The sequence below is a fragment of the Pseudomonas sp. URIL14HWK12:I6 genome (genome assembly GCF_000514195.1).
In the GTDB taxonomy this organism is placed as follows: domain Bacteria; phylum Pseudomonadota; class Gammaproteobacteria; order Pseudomonadales; family Pseudomonadaceae; genus Aquipseudomonas; species Aquipseudomonas putida_A.
Genome location: NZ_KI911359.1, coordinates 249,834 through 265,792 on the forward strand (window position 1 = coordinate 249,834; position 15,959 = coordinate 265,792).

Annotated in this window: 15 protein-coding genes; 8 read left to right on the forward strand and 7 right to left on the reverse strand. The window is 59.7% G+C overall.

The window, feature by feature from the left end; genetic code table 11:
• The first annotated feature begins 213 nt into the window (after positions 1-213).
• The 3 genes from H043_RS0127830 (at position 214) to H043_RS0127840 (ending at position 2,283) form a co-directional block, all read left to right on the forward strand.
• On the forward strand, positions 214-1,335 hold the full coding sequence (locus H043_RS0127830; protein WP_027614543.1) for a beta-ketoacyl-ACP synthase III: 1,122 nt from the start codon (positions 214-216) through the stop codon (positions 1,333-1,335).
• Positions 1,336-1,441: 106 nt separating this feature from the next.
• Entirely contained in the window at positions 1,442-2,056 is a 615-nt protein-coding gene (locus H043_RS0127835; RefSeq protein ID WP_003222662.1) for an RNA polymerase sigma factor, read from the forward strand.
• Complete coding sequence (locus H043_RS0127840) at positions 2,050-2,283, forward strand: anti-sigma factor (protein ID WP_027614544.1); 234 nt, start codon at positions 2,050-2,052, stop codon at positions 2,281-2,283. Before H043_RS0127835 ends, H043_RS0127840 begins: the two co-directional genes overlap by 7 nt.
• A gap of 182 nt (positions 2,284-2,465) precedes the next feature.
• Here H043_RS0127840 and H043_RS0127845 read toward each other — a convergent pair whose 3' ends face one another.
• Entirely contained in the window at positions 2,466-3,788 is a 1,323-nt protein-coding gene (locus H043_RS0127845) for a putative porin (RefSeq protein WP_007966005.1), read from the reverse strand.
• Between the two features lie 278 nt (positions 3,789-4,066).
• Here H043_RS0127845 and H043_RS0127850 point away from each other — a divergent pair, with 278 nt between their 5' ends.
• Entirely contained in the window at positions 4,067-5,191 is a 1,125-nt protein-coding gene (locus H043_RS0127850) for a GNAT family N-acetyltransferase (protein ID WP_027614545.1), read from the forward strand.
• Between the two features lie 158 nt (positions 5,192-5,349).
• Here the strand turns inward: H043_RS0127850 and aqpZ are convergent, their stop codons facing one another.
• The 5 genes from aqpZ to H043_RS0127875 all read right to left on the reverse strand — a co-directional run bounded on the left by aqpZ (position 5,350) and on the right by H043_RS0127875 (position 10,565).
• On the reverse strand, positions 5,350-6,045 hold the full coding sequence (aqpZ, locus tag H043_RS0127855) for an aquaporin Z (RefSeq protein WP_027614546.1): 696 nt from the start codon (positions 6,043-6,045) through the stop codon (positions 5,350-5,352).
• A 290-nt stretch (positions 6,046-6,335) separates the two neighbouring features.
• Complete coding sequence (locus tag H043_RS0127860) at positions 6,336-8,168, reverse strand: ABC transporter ATP-binding protein (RefSeq protein ID WP_027614547.1); 1,833 nt, start codon at positions 8,166-8,168, stop codon at positions 6,336-6,338.
• 88 nt (positions 8,169-8,256) lie between these two features.
• Positions 8,257-8,820, reverse strand: a complete 564-nt coding sequence (locus tag H043_RS0127865) for a peptidylprolyl isomerase (RefSeq protein WP_027614548.1) — start codon at positions 8,818-8,820, stop codon at positions 8,257-8,259.
• A 3-nt stretch (positions 8,821-8,823) separates the two neighbouring features.
• Complete coding sequence (locus H043_RS0127870) at positions 8,824-9,627, reverse strand: alpha/beta fold hydrolase (RefSeq protein ID WP_027614549.1); 804 nt, start codon at positions 9,625-9,627, stop codon at positions 8,824-8,826.
• A gap of 14 nt (positions 9,628-9,641) precedes the next feature.
• Positions 9,642-10,565, reverse strand: a complete 924-nt coding sequence (locus H043_RS0127875; RefSeq protein WP_027614550.1) for a LysR family transcriptional regulator — start codon at positions 10,563-10,565, stop codon at positions 9,642-9,644.
• 49 nt (positions 10,566-10,614) lie between these two features.
• Here H043_RS0127875 and H043_RS0127880 point away from each other — a divergent pair, with 49 nt between their 5' ends.
• From H043_RS0127880 to H043_RS0127890, 3 genes are all read left to right on the forward strand, one after another.
• The gene (locus H043_RS0127880; RefSeq protein WP_027614551.1) at positions 10,615-10,929 is read left to right on the forward strand and encodes a hypothetical protein; all 315 of its coding nucleotides are present in this window, start codon (positions 10,615-10,617) and stop codon (positions 10,927-10,929) included.
• A 228-nt stretch (positions 10,930-11,157) separates the two neighbouring features.
• Positions 11,158-11,757 carry an FMN-dependent NADH-azoreductase gene (locus H043_RS0127885; RefSeq protein ID WP_027614552.1) on the forward strand — a complete coding sequence of 200 codons (600 nt, stop codon included), beginning with the start codon at positions 11,158-11,160 and terminating at the stop codon, positions 11,755-11,757.
• Between the two features lie 346 nt (positions 11,758-12,103).
• Positions 12,104-12,970: a carboxylate/amino acid/amine transporter gene (locus tag H043_RS0127890; protein WP_027614553.1), complete on the forward strand. Its 867-nt coding sequence runs from the start codon at positions 12,104-12,106 to the stop codon at positions 12,968-12,970.
• A 110-nt stretch (positions 12,971-13,080) separates the two neighbouring features.
• Here the strand turns inward: H043_RS0127890 and H043_RS0127895 are convergent, their stop codons facing one another.
• Positions 13,081-14,379 carry a mechanosensitive ion channel family protein gene (locus tag H043_RS0127895; protein WP_027614554.1) on the reverse strand — a complete coding sequence of 433 codons (1,299 nt, stop codon included), beginning with the start codon at positions 14,377-14,379 and terminating at the stop codon, positions 13,081-13,083.
• A 191-nt stretch (positions 14,380-14,570) separates the two neighbouring features.
• On the opposite strand from H043_RS0127895, the gene H043_RS0127900 reads away from it, so the two are divergent.
• Complete coding sequence (locus tag H043_RS0127900; protein WP_027614555.1) at positions 14,571-15,911, forward strand: DEAD/DEAH box helicase; 1,341 nt, start codon at positions 14,571-14,573, stop codon at positions 15,909-15,911.
• The last annotated feature ends 48 nt before the right edge of the window (positions 15,912-15,959 follow it).

A 15,959-nucleotide genomic window follows, 5' to 3' on the forward strand; every position in this document is an offset into this window, starting at 1 on the left:
TGGATCTGGGTTGTGCTTGAGAAAGGCGCCAAAACCTTGGGTTTATGGCAAACTTCGCGACCATAAATGCCGTTTTCGCGACCCAGAGCCTTTGGCGAGTTCGCGGATCGGACTAAAAGATGCCAGGTCAGCGTCCCCGGACGGGAATAGACCCTTTGTGTGTTGGTACGTCGGTGCCAGCGCTTTCTGCCTGAACAGATTAGAGAAACGACCATGCATAACGTCGTCATCAGCGGCACCGGCCTGTACACCCCGGCCAACAGCATCTCCAACGAAGAGCTGGTGCAGTCTTTCAATACCTACGTCGCGCAGTTCAACGCCGACAACGCCGACGCCATCGCTAGCGGTGAAGTCCAGGCACTGACCGAATCCAGTGCTGCATTCATCGAAAAAGCCTCGGGCATCAAGAGCCGCTTTGTCATGGACAAGGACGGCATCCTTGATCCTGCGCGCATGGCCCCGCGCCTGCCGGAGCGTTCCAACGACGAATGGTCGGTGCTGTGCCAGATGGCCATCGGCGCCGCTGAACAGGCGCTGCAACGTGCCGGCAAGACCGCCGCCGACATCGACGGCGTGATCGTTGCCTGCTCCAATCTGCAACGCGCCTACCCGGCCATCGCCATCGAAGTCCAGGAAGCACTGGGCATTCAGGGTTTCGGTTTCGACATGAACGTGGCCTGCTCCTCGGCGACCTTCGGCATTCAGGCCGCGGCCAACAGCGTGCAACTGGGCCAGGCCCGGGCGATTCTGATGGTCAACCCGGAAGTCTGCACCGGTCACCTGAACTTCCGTGACCGCGACAGCCACTTCATCTTCGGTGACGCGGCGACGGCAGTGATCATCGAGCGCGCTGACCTGGCGACGTCCAAGTACCAGTTCGACGTGGTCAGCACCAAACTGCTGACCAAGTTTTCCAACAACATCCGCAACAACTTCGGCTTCCTCAACCGCGCCGCGGAAGAGGGCATCGGCGCCCGCGACAAGCTGTTCGTGCAGGAAGGCCGCAAGGTGTTCAAGGACGTCTGCCCGATGGTCGCCGAGCTGATCGGTGAGCACCTGGAAGAGAACAAACTCAACGTCGGCGACGTCAAGCGCTTCTGGCTGCACCAGGCCAACCTGAGCATGAACCACCTGATCGTGCGCAAGCTGCTGGGCCGTGAAGCCACTGAAGAAGAAGCGCCGGTGATTCTCGACACCTACGCCAACACCAGCTCTGCCGGCTCGGTGATTGCCTTCCACAAATATCAGGACGATCTGGCCGCCGGTTCGCTGGCGGTGCTGAGCTCGTTCGGCGCCGGTTACTCGATCGGCAGCGTGATTCTGCGCAAGCGCTGAGTGCGCCTGAAAAGATCGCAGCCTGCGGCAGCTCCTACACTGATCTCTGTAGGAGCTGCCGCAGGCTGCGATCTTTTGCTTTCGACCATCTGAAAACGAGGCGTGCATGGCCGCAACGGACGACACCCAACTGCTCGAACGTCTGCTCGCGGGTGAGCAAAAGGCTTTCAAGGAGCTGGTCAGCACCTACCAGAGCGCCATGCGCGCCGTGGCTTACGCGATTGTCGGCCAGCGCCATGTCGAGGAAGTGGTGCAGGACGCCTGGCTTTCGGTGGTGCGCCACATCGGTAGCTTCGAGGGTCGTTCCAGTCTCAAGACCTGGCTGCTGACCATCACCGCCAACTCGGCCAAGAGCCGCTACAAACAAAACCGCCGCGAAGTATTGATGGATGATCTGCCGTCACCCCACGGCACCATCGATGACGACCGTTTTTCGCCCGGTGACGGCCATTGGCTGGTGGCGCCATTCGCCTGGCATCAGGACACCCCAGAAGCCTTGCTCACCGAAAGCGAACTGCGTGATTGCCTTGAGCACACCTTGCTCAGCCTGTCGGAACTGCAAAGCAGCGTGTTGCTGCTGCGCGAGCGCCAAGGCCTGGAGCTGGAAGAGATCTGTAATCTTCTGGAGATCTCGCTCTCCAATGTCCGTGTGCTGCTGCATCGGGCGCGGCTGAAAGTCTTCGCCACGGTGGAGCATTTTGAGGAGACCGGCGAATGCTGACCTGCAAGGAACAAGTGGCACGCTCCAGCGATTATCTCGATGGCCAATTGAGCTTTCGCGAGAAACTGCTGGTGCGCCATCACCTGATGTTCTGTCCGAACTGTCGGCGGTTCATTCGTCAGATGCGTTTGATGCAGGCCACGTTGAAGGCGATGCCGGAGAGGCCGCAAGAGGGTGTGGATGCGCTGGCCGAACGCTTGGCCGAGCAACGCCGTAAGGAAAAATAGAATTCCACCTGTAGGAGCTGCCGAAGGCTGCGATCTTTTGATCCTCAAAAACAAGATCAAAAGATCGCAGCCTCCGGCAGCTCCTACAGTGTTTTTGCATCCTGCAGAAATAGCCCGACGCAGACGAAACGAACGGATGATGGGGATCGTTCCGCCCGCATCAGGCTATAGGGTGACGCTTTTTAGAACTTGGCTTCGGCATCCAGCTGCAGAGTGTTGGTGTCTGCGTCACGCTGGGTACGGCTGGAGAAGTCGGCCTTGGTCAGGAAGTACGTGGCGCCGATGGCGAAGTTCTTGTCGATGTCGTAACCGACCTTGAACTTGTGCCCACGGGAACCGGTGGTGCCGTTGGCGAAGTCGGAGTCGGTGAACGCGCCGACCACGGCGTCACGCTGTACGTCACGATAGTTGTAATCCAGGTTCAGACCGAAGACTTTCGACTTGGCGCCGACCAGCCACGCGGTATCGGCGTCGGTCACGGCATCGTTGTTCTTCACGTATTGACCGTAGAACGACAGCGGCATCGGCAGACCGCCAATGTCGATCTGGCTGAAACCTTCGTACAGGCGGAACTCGTTGTTGGCCGAGTTGCCGTTGACCGACAGCGCGCACGGTGTGGATGTCCCGGTGCAGCGGCTGTCTTCGTCGTTCTGGTAGGCGTAGACGCTGCCGCCCAGGGTCAGTTTCAGGTTGTCGGTGATCGCGAAACGGCTGCCCAACTGCCCGGCAGTCAGACGCAGGTCGTGACGGAATTGCACGCCTTCGCCGTCGACGTTGTCCTTGAGGGTGTAGTTACCCAGGCTGCCGAACAGTTCGGCGCTGCTGCCCAGTGGATATTTGTAGGTGACGGCCAGACCTTCCGGGTTGATGTCGCTGTCCCAGATCACGTCGCCCATGCTGACCCACGGTTGCAGCATCTTTCCGCCGATCACGTGCAGGTTCTTGATCGCATCCGGGTGGTAGTCGATGTAGCCCAGGTCGAGCCAGATCTGCTTCTTGTCGAAGTAGTTGTCCATGTCCTGGTTGGTCGAACGGGCATCGTCGCCGCCGCCGGTGGCAATACGGATGCCGGTGTCGACTTGCGGGTTGATCTCGGTGTAAGCCCCCAGACGTGCGCGGATGCGCTGGCGATCCTTGTCTCGGCCGCCGTTGTTGGATTCGCCGTCGATCTTGACGGTCTCCTGACGAATACGCACGTCACCCTTGAACTGGGTCTTGGCGGCCCAGGCGAGTTTCTGGTCGAAGGAGCTCAGCTCGTTGGTTTTCTTCGCGGTCGCCGCGATCTGCTCGTTGGTCTCTTGCTGCGCCTGCTGCGCGATTTGCTGAGCCTTCTGATCCTTGGCCAGTTCAGTTTGCAGTTCGATGTACTGCGCCTGGGAAATGGAACCGTTGGCCTTGAGCATGTCGAGCAGTTTGGCGTCGACTGCAGCACTGGCCGGAACGCTCATGGCCAGCAACAGGCCACCGCACAAGGCCGCCGCAGTTTTCGTGGAAGCAAGACGCATAGCAATCTCCGAAGATGAGAGGGATGGCAGAACCATCCGGGGCACACCGACGCGCACGTCGGAAAACAGTGTCCGGGTAGAACCCGGCGCTCTAAAAACAGGAGCGAGTATCGCGATGGTTTATGACAGAGCAGTGGCTAAGTGATGTCATGTCGATGACGATACAAAGTTGTCCTGAACTATTGATCTAGAGCGCTGTCGTCCGATTGCTCGTGTGCAAAGGGCAGCGATAAGCGATACTCGCGGGGCTTTGAAGCCCGGAAGTGGAGAGTCAGTTGATGCCGTTGCAACGCCTGCAGAGCCTGTCAGAAATCGCCCCGGCGACCTGGGATGCACTGGTGCCCGAGAACCAGCCGTTTTTGCGGCACGCCTTTCTCTCGGCCCTTGAAGACAGCGGCAGCGTTGGCCCGCATACGGGGTGGCAAGCCGAGCATCTGCTGCACGTCGAAGACGATCGGCTGATCGCGGCGCTGCCCAGTTATCGCAAGTGGCATTCCTATGGCGAGTACGTGTTCGATCACGGCTGGGCCGATGCCTGTGCCCGGGCCGGCATCGATTACTACCCCAAACTGCTGACGGCGGTGCCGTTCAGCCCGGTCAGCGGACCACGCTTGCTGGCCGCCCGGGTCGAGGACGGTTTCGAACTGCTCAAGAGCCTGCCGGGTTATCTGGAAATCGAGGAGCTTTCCAGCGCGCACATCAATTTCACCGACCCGTTCACCGATGCCGCCATGGCCGAGCAGCCGGGCTGGCTGCAACGTATCGGCTGTCAGTATCACTGGCAGAATCGCGGTTATCGGGACTTCCAGGATTTTCTCGACGCGCTCAGTTCGCGCAAGCGCAAGCAAATGCGTAAAGAGCGCGAGCAAGTGGCGGGGCAGGGCTTCGAATTCGAATGGCTGGAAGGGCGTGAGCTGGACGAGGCGCAATGGGATTTTGTCTACGCCTGCTATGCCAACACCTACGCCGTGCGCCGCCAGGCGCCGTACCTGACGCGCGAGTTTTTCAGTCTGCTGGCTGCGCGGATGCCGGAGGCGATTCGGGTGGTCTTCGCCAGACAGGGTTCACGGCCGGTGGCGATGGCCTTCAGTCTGGTCGGGGGCGACAGCTTCTATGGACGTTATTGGGGCTGTCTGGCCGAGTTTGATCGGCTGCATTTCGAGACGTGTTTCTATCAGGGCATGGACTATGCGATTGCCCAGGGGTATCAGCGCTTTGATGCCGGCGCTCAGGGCGAGCACAAGCTGATTCGCGGCTTTGAACCGGTGATCACCCACTCGTGGCACTACCTGCGTCATCCCGGTCTGAAAGCCGCAGTTAAAGACTTCCTGCAACAGGAACGTGCTGGCGTCCTTGCGTACGCCGAGGAAGCCAGAACAGCCTTGCCATACCGCCAGGCCTGAGCTTGCCTTTAAACGGGGCCGACATCGATTCTCGGGCGTGGTTGATTTATTACTGTGGGAGGGGGCTTGCTCCCGAATGCGGTGTGTCAGTACGGTAGCTATGACTGACACGACGCCTTCGGGAGCAAGCCCCCTCCCACAGGGTATTTCCAGTGGGTTCAGGATTGCTCTTTGCCCAGCCAGCGATAAATCGTCCCGCCCACTATCGCGCCAATCAGCGGCGCGACCCAGAACATCCACAACTGCGCGATCGCCCAGCCGCCGACCATCAGCGCCGGCCCGGTGCTACGCGCCGGGTTGACCGAGGTGTTGGTGACCGGAATCGAGATCAGGTGAATCAGCGTCAGCCCCAGGCCGATGGCAATCGGTGCGAGGCCCGCCGGGGCGCGTTTGTCGGTGGCGCCGAGGATGATGATCACGAACATCCCGGTCATCACCAGCTCGGTGACAAAGCCTGCCGCCATCGAGTATTTGCCGGGCGAGTGCTCGCCGTACCCATTGGACGCCAGACCTGCTGCGATGTCGAAACCTTCCTTGCCGCTGGCGATGTAGTAGAGCAGCGCGGCGGCGAGTATCCCGCCGAGCACCTGGGCGATGATGTAGGCGGGTAGCTCTTTTGCTGGAAACCGTCCGCCGACCACCAACCCGACCGATACCGCCGGATTGAGATGACATCCGCTGATGTGGCCGATGGCGAACGCCATGGTCAGCACCGTCAGACCAAACGCCAGGGCCACCCCCAGCACTCCGATGCCCAGAGGCGAAGACGCGGCGAGCACCGCACTGCCACAACCACCCAGAACCAGCCAGAACGTACCCAACAACTCAGTAACTGAACGTTTGAACAGAGACATGAGAGAGTCCTTGATAGGCGTGCTATCGAGACTGTATCGAGTTGTGCTTCCTTGCAGATTTACGACAGGTTCCGTGCTGGAACCTTGGCTGAGTACAGCACGCTTTGGATGGATTTCCAGCAGCCATGAAAAAACCGCCAGAGCCCGTGGTTAGAGGGCTGTGACGGTTCTCAATATATTGTGGGAGGGGGCTTGCTCCCGAATGCGGTGTGTCAGACAAATGTTCGGTACTGACACCCCGCTTTCGGGAGCAAGCCCCCTCCCACATTGGAGTTGTATTGATTCAATGATCAATCGATCCCGACAAATCCCCCGGTCTGGTGCGCCCACAACCGCGCATACAATCCGCGATGCGCCAGCAGTTCGGCGTGGGTACCGCTCTCGGCGATCTTGCCGTTTTCCAGCACTACCAGCCGATCCATACGGGCAATGGTCGAGAGACGGTGAGCAATGGCGATCACGGTTTTGCCTTGCATCAGGGTTTCCAGGCTTTCCTGGATCGCCGCTTCGACTTCCGAGTCGAGTGCCGAGGTTGCTTCGTCCATGATCAGGATCGGCGCGTCCTTGAGCAGCACCCGGGCAATCGCAATGCGCTGGCGCTGACCGCCGGACAGTTTCACCCCGCGTTCGCCGACGTGCGCGTCGAAACCGGTACGGCCCTCAGCGTCCGACAGCAGCGGAATGAACTCGTCGGCGCGGGCCTTGTGCACCGCGTCCCAGAGCTCGGCGTCGGTGGCGTCAGGCTTGCCATACAGCAAGTTATCGCGGATCGAGCGGTGCAGCAGGGAGGTGTCCTGCGTGATCATGCCGATGCGTGCGCGCAGGCTTTCCTGGCCGACTTCAGCGATGTTCTGCCCATCGATCAGGATCCGTCCTCCCTCGACGTCATACAGGCGCAGCAGCAGGTTGACCAAGGTCGATTTGCCAGCGCCGGATGGCCCGATCAGACCGATTTTCTCGCCGGGTTTAATGTTCAGATTGAGGTCGCCGATGATGCCTTTCTTCTTGCCGTAGTGAAAATCCACGTGCTCGAAACGCACTTCGCCACGAGCCACGGCCAGCGGTTTGGCCTGCTCGCGATCAGTGACGCTGACCGGTTGCGAGATGGTCTGCAGACCGTCCTGCACCATGCCGATGTTTTCGAAGATGCCGGTGACTACCCACATGATCCAGCCGGACATATTGACGATACGAATCACCAGACCGGTGGCCAGGGCGATCGCGCCGACGGTGATCAGCGACTGCGTCCACAGCCACAGCGCCAGCGCGGTGGTGCCAACGATCAGCAGACCGTTCATGGTGGTGATCGCCACGTCCATGCTGGTCACCACGCGGCCGGCCATCTGCGCCTTGACCGTCTGTTCTTCGATGGCTTCCTTGGCGTAGTGCTGTTCGAAGTTGGTGTGGGCGAACAGCTTGAGGGTGGCGATGTTGGTGTAGCCGTCGACGATCCGTCCCATCAGTTTCGAGCGCGCGTCGGAAGCTTCCACCGAACGCTCTTTCACCCGTGGCACGAAGTAATACAGCGCACCGATGTAGGCGACGATCCACGTCAGCAGCGGGATCATCAGGCGCCAGTCGGCTTCGGCGAACAGCACCAGCGAACTGATCGCGTAGATCACCACGTGCCACAGCGCATCCACCGCTTGCACCGCCGAATCGCGCAGCGAGTTGCCGGTCTGCATGATGCGTTGGGCGATGCGCCCGGCGAAGTCGTTCTGGAAGAAATTCAGGCTCTGCTTGAGCACGTAACTGTGGTTCTGCCAGCGGATCATGCTGGTCATCCCCGGGCTCAGGGTCTGATGCACCAGCAGATCGTGCAGGCCGAAAAAGATCGGCCGCAGCACCAGCGCAACCACCACCATCCACGTCAGTTCGAGGGCGTGGTCGCTGAAGAAATTCGGGTTGGGCGTGCCCTGGGCCAGGTCGATGATGCGGCTCAGGTAGCTGAACAGCGCCACTTCGATCAACGCGGCAAACAGGCCGACGACGAGCAGGGCGGCAAAACTCGGCCAGACCTGCTTGAGGTAATAGGTATAGAAGGGCCAGACACGATCCGGCGGGGAGGCCGTGGGGGCGTCGCGGAATATGTCGATCAGTTGTTCGAAACGGCGATAGAGCATCAGATAACCGCCCGGATGCCGGGCTCTCCTTTTATCGGTGTGAGCGGCGCGGCTTCAGGCCAGCGCCGCTCGAAACGCCCTGTACAGCTTAGTCGATGACTTTGGCCGACTTGATGATCACAGGGTCGACAGGCACGTTTTGCATGCCCTGTTTGGTGGTGGTCTGCGAGTTGACGATGATGTCGACCACGTCCATGCCTTTGACCACTTTGGCGAATACCGCGTAACCGGCATCACGGCCCGGATCGAGGAAGGCGTTGTCGGCGACGTTGATGAAGAACTGGCTGGTGGCCGAATCAGGGTTGGAGGTACGGGCCATCGACAAGGTGCCGCGAACGTTGTGCAGGCCATTGCTGGCTTCGTTCTTGATCGGTGCCTTGGTCTCTTTCTGTTGCATCTGCTGGGTGAAACCGCCGCCCTGAGCCATGAAGCCCGGGATCACGCGATGGAAAATGGTGTTGGTGTAAAAGCCGCTGTTGACGTAATCCAGAAAGTTTTTGGTACTGATTGGCGCCTTGACCGGATCCAGTTCGATTTCGATCTGGCCGTTGGTGGTGTCCAGCAGCACGTGCGGTGCTTTTGCAGGCGTGGCAGCCATCAGGTTGGCAGCAAACAGCACGGTGCCGGCGGCGAGGGCGAGTTTTTTCAACATGGGTCAGTAATCCTGAGATTGAGTATCGGCTGTGGCAAGGAACGCCAGCAGCGTTTGGTTAAAGCGTTCGGGTTGATCGAGCGGGGTGGCGTGGCGCGAATCGGCGATGACCACCAGCCGCGCATCGGGCAGCAGTTTTACATAGGTTTCTTTCAGTGCCACCGGTGTGTAGTCACGGTCGGCAGTCACGATGAGCGTTGGACAGGTCACCCGGGAAAGTCGTTCCTGAACGCCCCAGCCAACAATCGCATCGAAGCTGGCGAGATAAGCACGTTTGTCGTTTTTTGCCCAGCGTTCGGCCATTTTCTGCCGCAGATCAGCTTGTTCAGGCTTGGGGAAAAGTTTGCCGCCCAGCGCCTTGCCGATGGTCGCCAGACTCAGCACGCGCATCAGACTCCAGCGCTTGAACCATTGCCAGTAATCGTCGCGGCTGCGGAGTTTGACCTCGGGGGCGCTGTTGACGATGGTCAGGCTTTTCAGCATTTGCGGCTGATCGACGCCGAACTGAAAGCCGATCATCCCGCCCATCGACAGCCCGACGTAATGTACCGGGCCGAGTTTCAGGTGTTCGATCAACGCCAGCAGATCGGCGCTGAACCCGGCGATGCTGTAGCGCTCGCGAGGTTTGTCCGAGCGACCGTGACCACGTATATCCGGAACGATCACCCGGTAGTGCGCCGACAGCGCCGGGATCTGCATTTCCCAGTCCAGGGTGCTCGAACCCAGTCCGTGAACCAGTAGCAACGGGGTGCCGTGGCCATATTCCTCGTAGTGCAGGTTGCAACCTTCATGTTCGAAATAGGCCATCGGTGAACTCCGTGTCAGGCTTGCTCGGGGGCGGCGAACGGTGCGTCAAGCGGCAAAGTGTCGAAGGTGCGCAACAGTTCGATGAGGATTTGTGTGGCCGGGCCCAGCGGTTTGTCCTTGTTCGAATACAGATAGAAGCTCGGGTTGCGGCTGCCACCCTGATCCAACGGTAGCAGCTTGAGCGTGCCTTCCTTCAATTCCCGTTCGATCATGTGTCGTGGCAGCCAGGCAAAGCCCAGGCCGCTGCTGACGAACGTGGCAGCCGTGGCGAGGCTGCCGACGGTCCAGCGCTGTTCGGCGCCGAGCCAGCCGACGTCGCGTGGTTGCTGGCGGCCGGAGTCGCGAATCACCACCTGCATCTGGGTTTCCAGGTCCTGGAAGCTCAGTTCGCGGTTGAGCCGATGCAGCGCGTGATCAGGGTGGGCGACCGCGACAAATTCGACGTCGCTCAATTCCGCGCCGAGGTAGCCGGGGATGCTCAGGCCTGTGATCGCCAGATCGGCCACGCCTTCGAGCAAGACCTCCTCGACCCCCGACAACACCTCCTCGCGCAGACGCACGCGGCAGCCGCGGCTCTGCGGCATGAACGCGGTCAGCGCCCGCACGATGCGTGCGCTTGGGTAAGCCGCATCGACCACCAGCCGCACTTCGGCTTCCCAACCTTGCTCCATGTGGTGGGCGAGGTCTTCCAGTTGGCTGGCCTGTTTCACCAGTTGTCGCGAGCGGCGCAGCAGTACGCCGCCGGCTTCGGTAAGCACCGCTTTACGTCCGTCGATGCGCAGCAACGGCACGCCGAGCTGGTCCTGCATGCGGGCGACGGTATAACTCACCGACGATTGCGAACGGTGCAGAACCTCGGCGGCCTGGGCGAAACCACCGTGGTCCACCACGGCCTGCAATGTTCGCCATTGATCAAGGGTCACGCGGGGCGCTTTCATCAATAGCTCCTCTTGTCCTAAGCTGGCCGTCCCTCATGGAGACTGGCGAATGAAAAAATTCTGTTGTGTGGTGCTCGCGTTGCTGCCGCTGACTGCGTTTGCTTACCCGATCGATGTGCAGAAGAACCTCAATGGCTTGAAGATCGACTACGAGACCTTCGACACCGACAAAGACATCGGCTCCATCCGGATCGCCAACTACGGTGATGTCGACGCGACCTGCAAAGTCGTTTTCAACAATGGTCCGGAAGCACCGCGTACGCGCAACATCGAAATCCCGGCCCGCAAGCATACGAATGCCACGGCCAAGTTTTCCCGCGAGATCATCAGGCTGCGCATCGACCTGAGCTGCAGCCCGAAATAACGGCGATCTCCGTGGGAGCGAGCCTGCTCGCGAAGGCGTCGTGTCAGTCGATACCTTCTCTGACTGATGCACTGCCTTCGCGAGCAGGCTCGCTCCCACAAGGTACAAACTGCATCTAAACGAATTATTCGATGCTTTGCAGCAATTATTTGCGCTTTTTCATCGATACAACACTGTTTAACCTTCACTCCATCGACCTACAACATTCTCGGATGGAGACTACACACCATGTCCCGCGTTCTGATCATTGAAAGCAGCGCCCGCCAGCAAGACTCGGTTTCCCGTCAACTGACCCAGACCTTCATCGGTCAGTGGAAAGCGGCGCATCCCAACGATCAGATCAGCGTGCGTGACCTCGCCGTGAATCCCGTTCCACACCTGGACGCCAACCTGCTGGGCGGCTGGATGAAGCCTGCCGAGCAGCGCAATGCCAGCGAACAATCGTCGCTGGAGCGCTCCAACGAATTGACCGACGAGCTGCTCGCCGCCGACGTACTGGTGATGGCTGCGCCGATGTACAACTTCGCGATCCCGAGCACCCTCAAGGCCTGGCTCGACCACGTGCTGCGTGCCGGCGTGACCTTCAAGTACACCGAAACCGGCCCGCAAGGCCTGCTCAGCGGCAAACGTGCCTACGTGCTGACCGCTCGCGGCGGGATCTACGCTGGCGGCCCGGCCGACCATCAGGAACCGTACCTGCGTCAGGTCATGGGTTTCATCGGCATCCATGACGTGACCTTCATTCACGCCGAAGGCATGAACCTGGGTGGCGACTTCCAGGAGAAGGGCCTGAATCAGGCCAACGCCAAACTGTCTCAGGTCGCTTGATATGTTAATCGCCAGATAATCGCCGCTTGGTTAAGTGACCTGGCGCAACCCCTTCAAGGCTCTACGCGCATCGAACCTCCCTTTGCACTTGTTGCTCCTGAGTGCTGTAGCCCGATTGAACGCTTTAGCGAGATCGGGCTTTTTTTTGCCTGTGTTTTTTGAACAACACAAAACTCCTTGTGGGAGCGAGCCTGCTCGCGAAAGCGGTGCATCAGACAAGTATCTGCCGTCTGACACTCCGCCTTCGCGAGCAGGCTCGCTCCCACAGGGGGATTTTGTGTTTCGGGCTATTCGCAGTGAGACCAGAAAACCGCTATCGTCGCCGCCATTCGAAACAGAGGCGACCATGGGCTATCTACTTTTTGTCACGCTGATCCAGGCGTTTTCCTTCAGTCTGATCGGCGAATACCTCGCCGGTCACGTCGACAGCTACTTTGCAGTGCTGGTGCGCGTGGTGCTGGCCGGGCTGGTGTTCATTCCGTTGACCCGCTGGCGCTCGGTGGAGCCTTCGTTCATGCGCGGCATGCTGCTGATCGGCGCGTTGCAGTTCGGCATCACCTACGTTTGCCTGTACCTGAGCTTCCGTGTACTGACGGTGCCGGAGGTGTTGCTGTTCACGATCCTCACGCCGCTGCACGTGACGCTGATCGAAGATGCGCTGAACCGCCGCTTCAATCCGTGGGCGCTGGTGGCCGCGTTGGTAGCGGTGGGCGGTGCGGCGGTGATTCGTTTTGACCGGATCAACCCGGATTTCTTCATGGGCTTTTTGCTGCTGCAACTGGCCAACTTCACCTACGCCGCAGGGCAGGTGATGTATAAGCATCTGGTGGCAAAACACCCGAGCGATCTGCCGCATTACCGACGTTTCGGCTTCTTCTACCTCGGCGCACTGGCAGTGGTGTTGCCGGCGTTTCTGCTGTTCGGCAAAACCAACTTTCTGCCGGAAGCACCGCTGCAATGGGGCGTGTTGCTGTTCCTCGGACTGGTCTCGACCGCGTTGGGCATGTACTGGTGGAACAAGGGCGCGTGCATGGTCAACGGCGGCACGCTGGCGGTGATGAACAACCTGCATGTGCCAGTGGGCTTGCTGCTGAATCTGCTGATCTGGAATCAGCATGAGGAACTGGGACGGTTGTTGCTGGGCGGGAGTGTGATTCTGGCGGCGGTGTGGATCAGCCGGTTGGGCATCCGCAAAACTCAAGCCACCGCATAACCCCTGTGGGAGTGGGCTTGCTCGCGAAAGCGGTGTGTCATTCAACGATTATGTTGACTGACCTGACGCCTTCGCGAGCAAGCCCGCTCCCACAGTTTTGATCGGTGGCGTTACATGAGGTGTTTCTGCGGCTCGGGAATGCTCGCCGCCCCCAACACCGCCGGCAACAACCCGGTCCGCAAATCCCCGCCACTCGGCTGCTGATACAGACTCAAGCCAAACTCCGGCAGCACCGCCAGCAGATAGTCGAAAATATCCCCCTGAATCCGCTCGTAATCGGCCCACACCGTGGTGGTGGTGAAGCAGTAGATTTCCAGTGGAATGCCCTGCGCCGTGGTCTGCATCTGGCGCACCATGCAGGTCATGTTCGGCTGCACCTCCGGGTGACTCTTCAAATACGCCAGCGCATAAGCGCGGAAGGTGCCGATGTTGGTCATGCGCCGGCGGTTGGCCGACATCGCCGCGACGTTTCCTTGCGCCTCGTTCCACGCCTTGAGTTCGGCTTTCTTGCGGCCCATGTAGCCGGTCAGCAGGTGCACCTGGCTCAACTTCTCTTCTTCATCGTCACGAATGAAGCGCACGCCGCTGGCGTCGATGAACAGGCTGCGCTTGATCCGTCGCCCGCCGGACTGTTGCATACCGCGCCAGTTGCGGAACGACTCGGACATCAGGCGCCAGGTCGGGATCGAAACGATGGTCTTGTCGAAGTTCTGCACCTTGACTGTGTGTAGGGTGATGTCGACCACGTCGCCATCGGCGCCGACTTGCGGCATTTCGATCCAGTCGCCGACCCGCAGCATGTCGTTGCTGGTCAGTTGCACGCTGGCGACGAACGACAGCAATGTGTCCTTGTAGACCAACAGAATCACCGCCGACATCGCACCCAGACCGGAGAGCAGCAACAGCGGCGAACGATCGATCAACGTGGCGACGATGATGATTGCGCCAAACACGTACAAAACCATTTTCGCCAGTTGCACATAGCCCTTGATCGAGCGGGTGCGGGCGTGTTCGGTGCGGGCGTAGATGTCCAGCAGCGCATTGAGCAGGGCGCTGACCGATAGCAGCAGGAACAGGATGGTGAAGGACAGCGCCACGTTGCCGAGAAAGGTCATCGCGGTTTTGCTCAGTTCCGGCACCAGGTGCAGGCCGAACTGGATCACCAGCGACGGCGTCATCTGCGCCAGACGTTGAAACACCTTGTTGTGGCGAAAGTCGTTGATCCAGTGAAAGGCCGGCTGGCGCCCGAGCATGCGGCTGGCATGCAGGATCAGATAGCGTGCCACTCGTCCGAGGACCAGCGCGATCACCAATAGCAGCATCAGCGCCAGGCCGGATTGCAGGAATGGGTGCTTTTCGAGGGCACCCCAGAGGTCTTGGGCGTTGAGCCAGAGCTGTTTGAAATCCATGTGAGCAACGATTCTTCTGTAAGACGCGATGGGCGATTAGAGCATTTAAGACGCTGTGTATTACCGTTGGAGACAAATCGAGCAACAAAAAAGCCACTGATTACGCCCGTTTGTATAAAGAAACTCGGCCTGAGCGCTCGAAACCGGTAACCTATGCAGCTGTTTTTTTGCATATCTTCGAGGTAGCACCCGTGTTTTCCCAATTCGCCCTGCACGAACGCCTGCTCAAAGCCGTGGCCGAGCTGAAATTTGTCGAGCCAACGCCTGTGCAAGCAGCGGCCATTCCGCTGGCGCTCCAGGGGCGTGACCTGCGGGTGACGGCGCAAACCGGTAGCGGCAAGACCGCCGCTTTTGTCCTGCCGATCCTCAATCGTCTGATCGGCCCGGCGAAGATCCGCGTCAGCATCAAGACCCTGATCCTGCTGCCGACCCGCGAACTGGCCCAGCAGACCCTGAAGGAAGTCGAGCGCTTTTCGCAGTTCACCTTCATCAAGTCCGGTCTGATCACCGGCGGTGAAGACTTCAAGGTGCAGGCCGCGATGCTGCGCAAGGTGCCGGACATCCTGATCGGTACGCCGGGCCGGATGATCGAGCAACTCAACGCAGGCAACCTCGACCTCAAAGAAGTTGAAGTGCTGGTGCTCGACGAAGCCGACCGCATGCTCGATATGGGTTTCGCCGAAGACGTGCAACGTCTGGTCGACGAATGCCCGAACCGTCAGCAGACCATGCTGTTCTCCGCCACCACCGGCGGTTCCGGCCTGCGCGAGATGATCGGCAAGGTGCTGAACAACCCTGAGCACTTGCAGCTCAATGCGGTCAGCCAACTGAATTCGACGACCCGTCAGCAGATCATCACCGCCGACCACAATCAGCATAAAGAGCAGATTGTGAACTGGTTGCTGGCCAACGAGACCTATCAGAAGGCCATCGTCTTCACCAACACCCGCGCCATGGCCGACCGCATCTACGGCCGCCTTGTGGCTCAGGAATACAAAGCGTTCGTGCTGCACGGCGAGAAAGACCAGAAGGATCGCAAACTGGCGATCGATCGTCTGAAGCAGGGCGGCGTGAAGATTCTGGTCGCTACCGACGTCGCGGCCCGTGGTCTGGACGTTGATGGCCTGGATCTGGTGATCAACTTCGACATGCCACGCAGCGGCGACGAATACGTGCACCGCATCGGTCGTACCGGCCGCGCAGGCAACGACGGTCTGGCGATCTCGCTGATCTGCCACGGCGACTGGAACCTGATGTCGAGCATCGAGCGCTACCTCAAGCAGAGCTTCGAGCGCCGCACCATCAAGGAAGTCAAAGGCACCTACGGCGGACCGAAGAAGGTCAAGGCCTCGGGCAAAGCCGTCGGCGTGAAGAAGAAAAAGACCGACGCCAAGGGCGACAAGAAGAAAACCGCCGCCAAGACCCCGACCAAGCGCAAGAGCGCCAACCGTCCGAAGCCGGATTCTCTGGTGAGCAGCGACGGCATGGCCCCGCTCAAACGTCGCAAGCCGGCTGAGCCAGCGGCTGAGTAAGGCGTTTTCGCAGGCAATAAAAAACCCGGACAGTGTCCGGGTTTTTTT

Bases quoted from the DNA above. Each gene is read 5' to 3' on its own strand.
- aqpZ (WP_027614546.1), bottom strand. From the start codon at position 6,045: ATGTCTCTGTTCAAACGTTCAGTTACTGAGTTGTTGGGTACGTTCTGG.
- H043_RS0127865 (WP_027614548.1), bottom strand. From the start codon at position 8,820: ATGTTGAAAAAACTCGCCCTCGCCGCCGGCACCGTGCTGTTTGCTGCC.
- H043_RS0127850 (WP_027614545.1), top strand. From the start codon at position 4,067: ATGCCGTTGCAACGCCTGCAGAGCCTGTCAGAAATCGCCCCGGCGACC.
- H043_RS0127845 (WP_007966005.1), bottom strand. From the start codon at position 3,788: ATGCGTCTTGCTTCCACGAAAACTGCGGCGGCCTTGTGCGGTGGCCTG.
- H043_RS0127895 (WP_027614554.1), bottom strand. From the start codon at position 14,379: ATGGATTTCAAACAGCTCTGGCTCAACGCCCAAGACCTCTGGGGTGCC.
- H043_RS0127880 (WP_027614551.1), top strand. From the start codon at position 10,615: ATGAAAAAATTCTGTTGTGTGGTGCTCGCGTTGCTGCCGCTGACTGCG.
- H043_RS0127875 (WP_027614550.1), bottom strand. From the start codon at position 10,565: ATGAAAGCGCCCCGCGTGACCCTTGATCAATGGCGAACATTGCAGGCC.
- H043_RS0127870 (WP_027614549.1), bottom strand. From the start codon at position 9,627: ATGGCCTATTTCGAACATGAAGGTTGCAACCTGCACTACGAGGAATAT.
- H043_RS0127840 (WP_027614544.1), top strand. From the start codon at position 2,050: ATGCTGACCTGCAAGGAACAAGTGGCACGCTCCAGCGATTATCTCGAT.
- H043_RS0127835 (WP_003222662.1), top strand. From the start codon at position 1,442: ATGGCCGCAACGGACGACACCCAACTGCTCGAACGTCTGCTCGCGGGT.
- H043_RS0127890 (WP_027614553.1), top strand. From the start codon at position 12,104: ATGGGCTATCTACTTTTTGTCACGCTGATCCAGGCGTTTTCCTTCAGT.
- H043_RS0127860 (WP_027614547.1), bottom strand. From the start codon at position 8,168: ATGCTCTATCGCCGTTTCGAACAACTGATCGACATATTCCGCGACGCC.
- H043_RS0127885 (WP_027614552.1), top strand. From the start codon at position 11,158: ATGTCCCGCGTTCTGATCATTGAAAGCAGCGCCCGCCAGCAAGACTCG.
- H043_RS0127830 (WP_027614543.1), top strand. From the start codon at position 214: ATGCATAACGTCGTCATCAGCGGCACCGGCCTGTACACCCCGGCCAAC.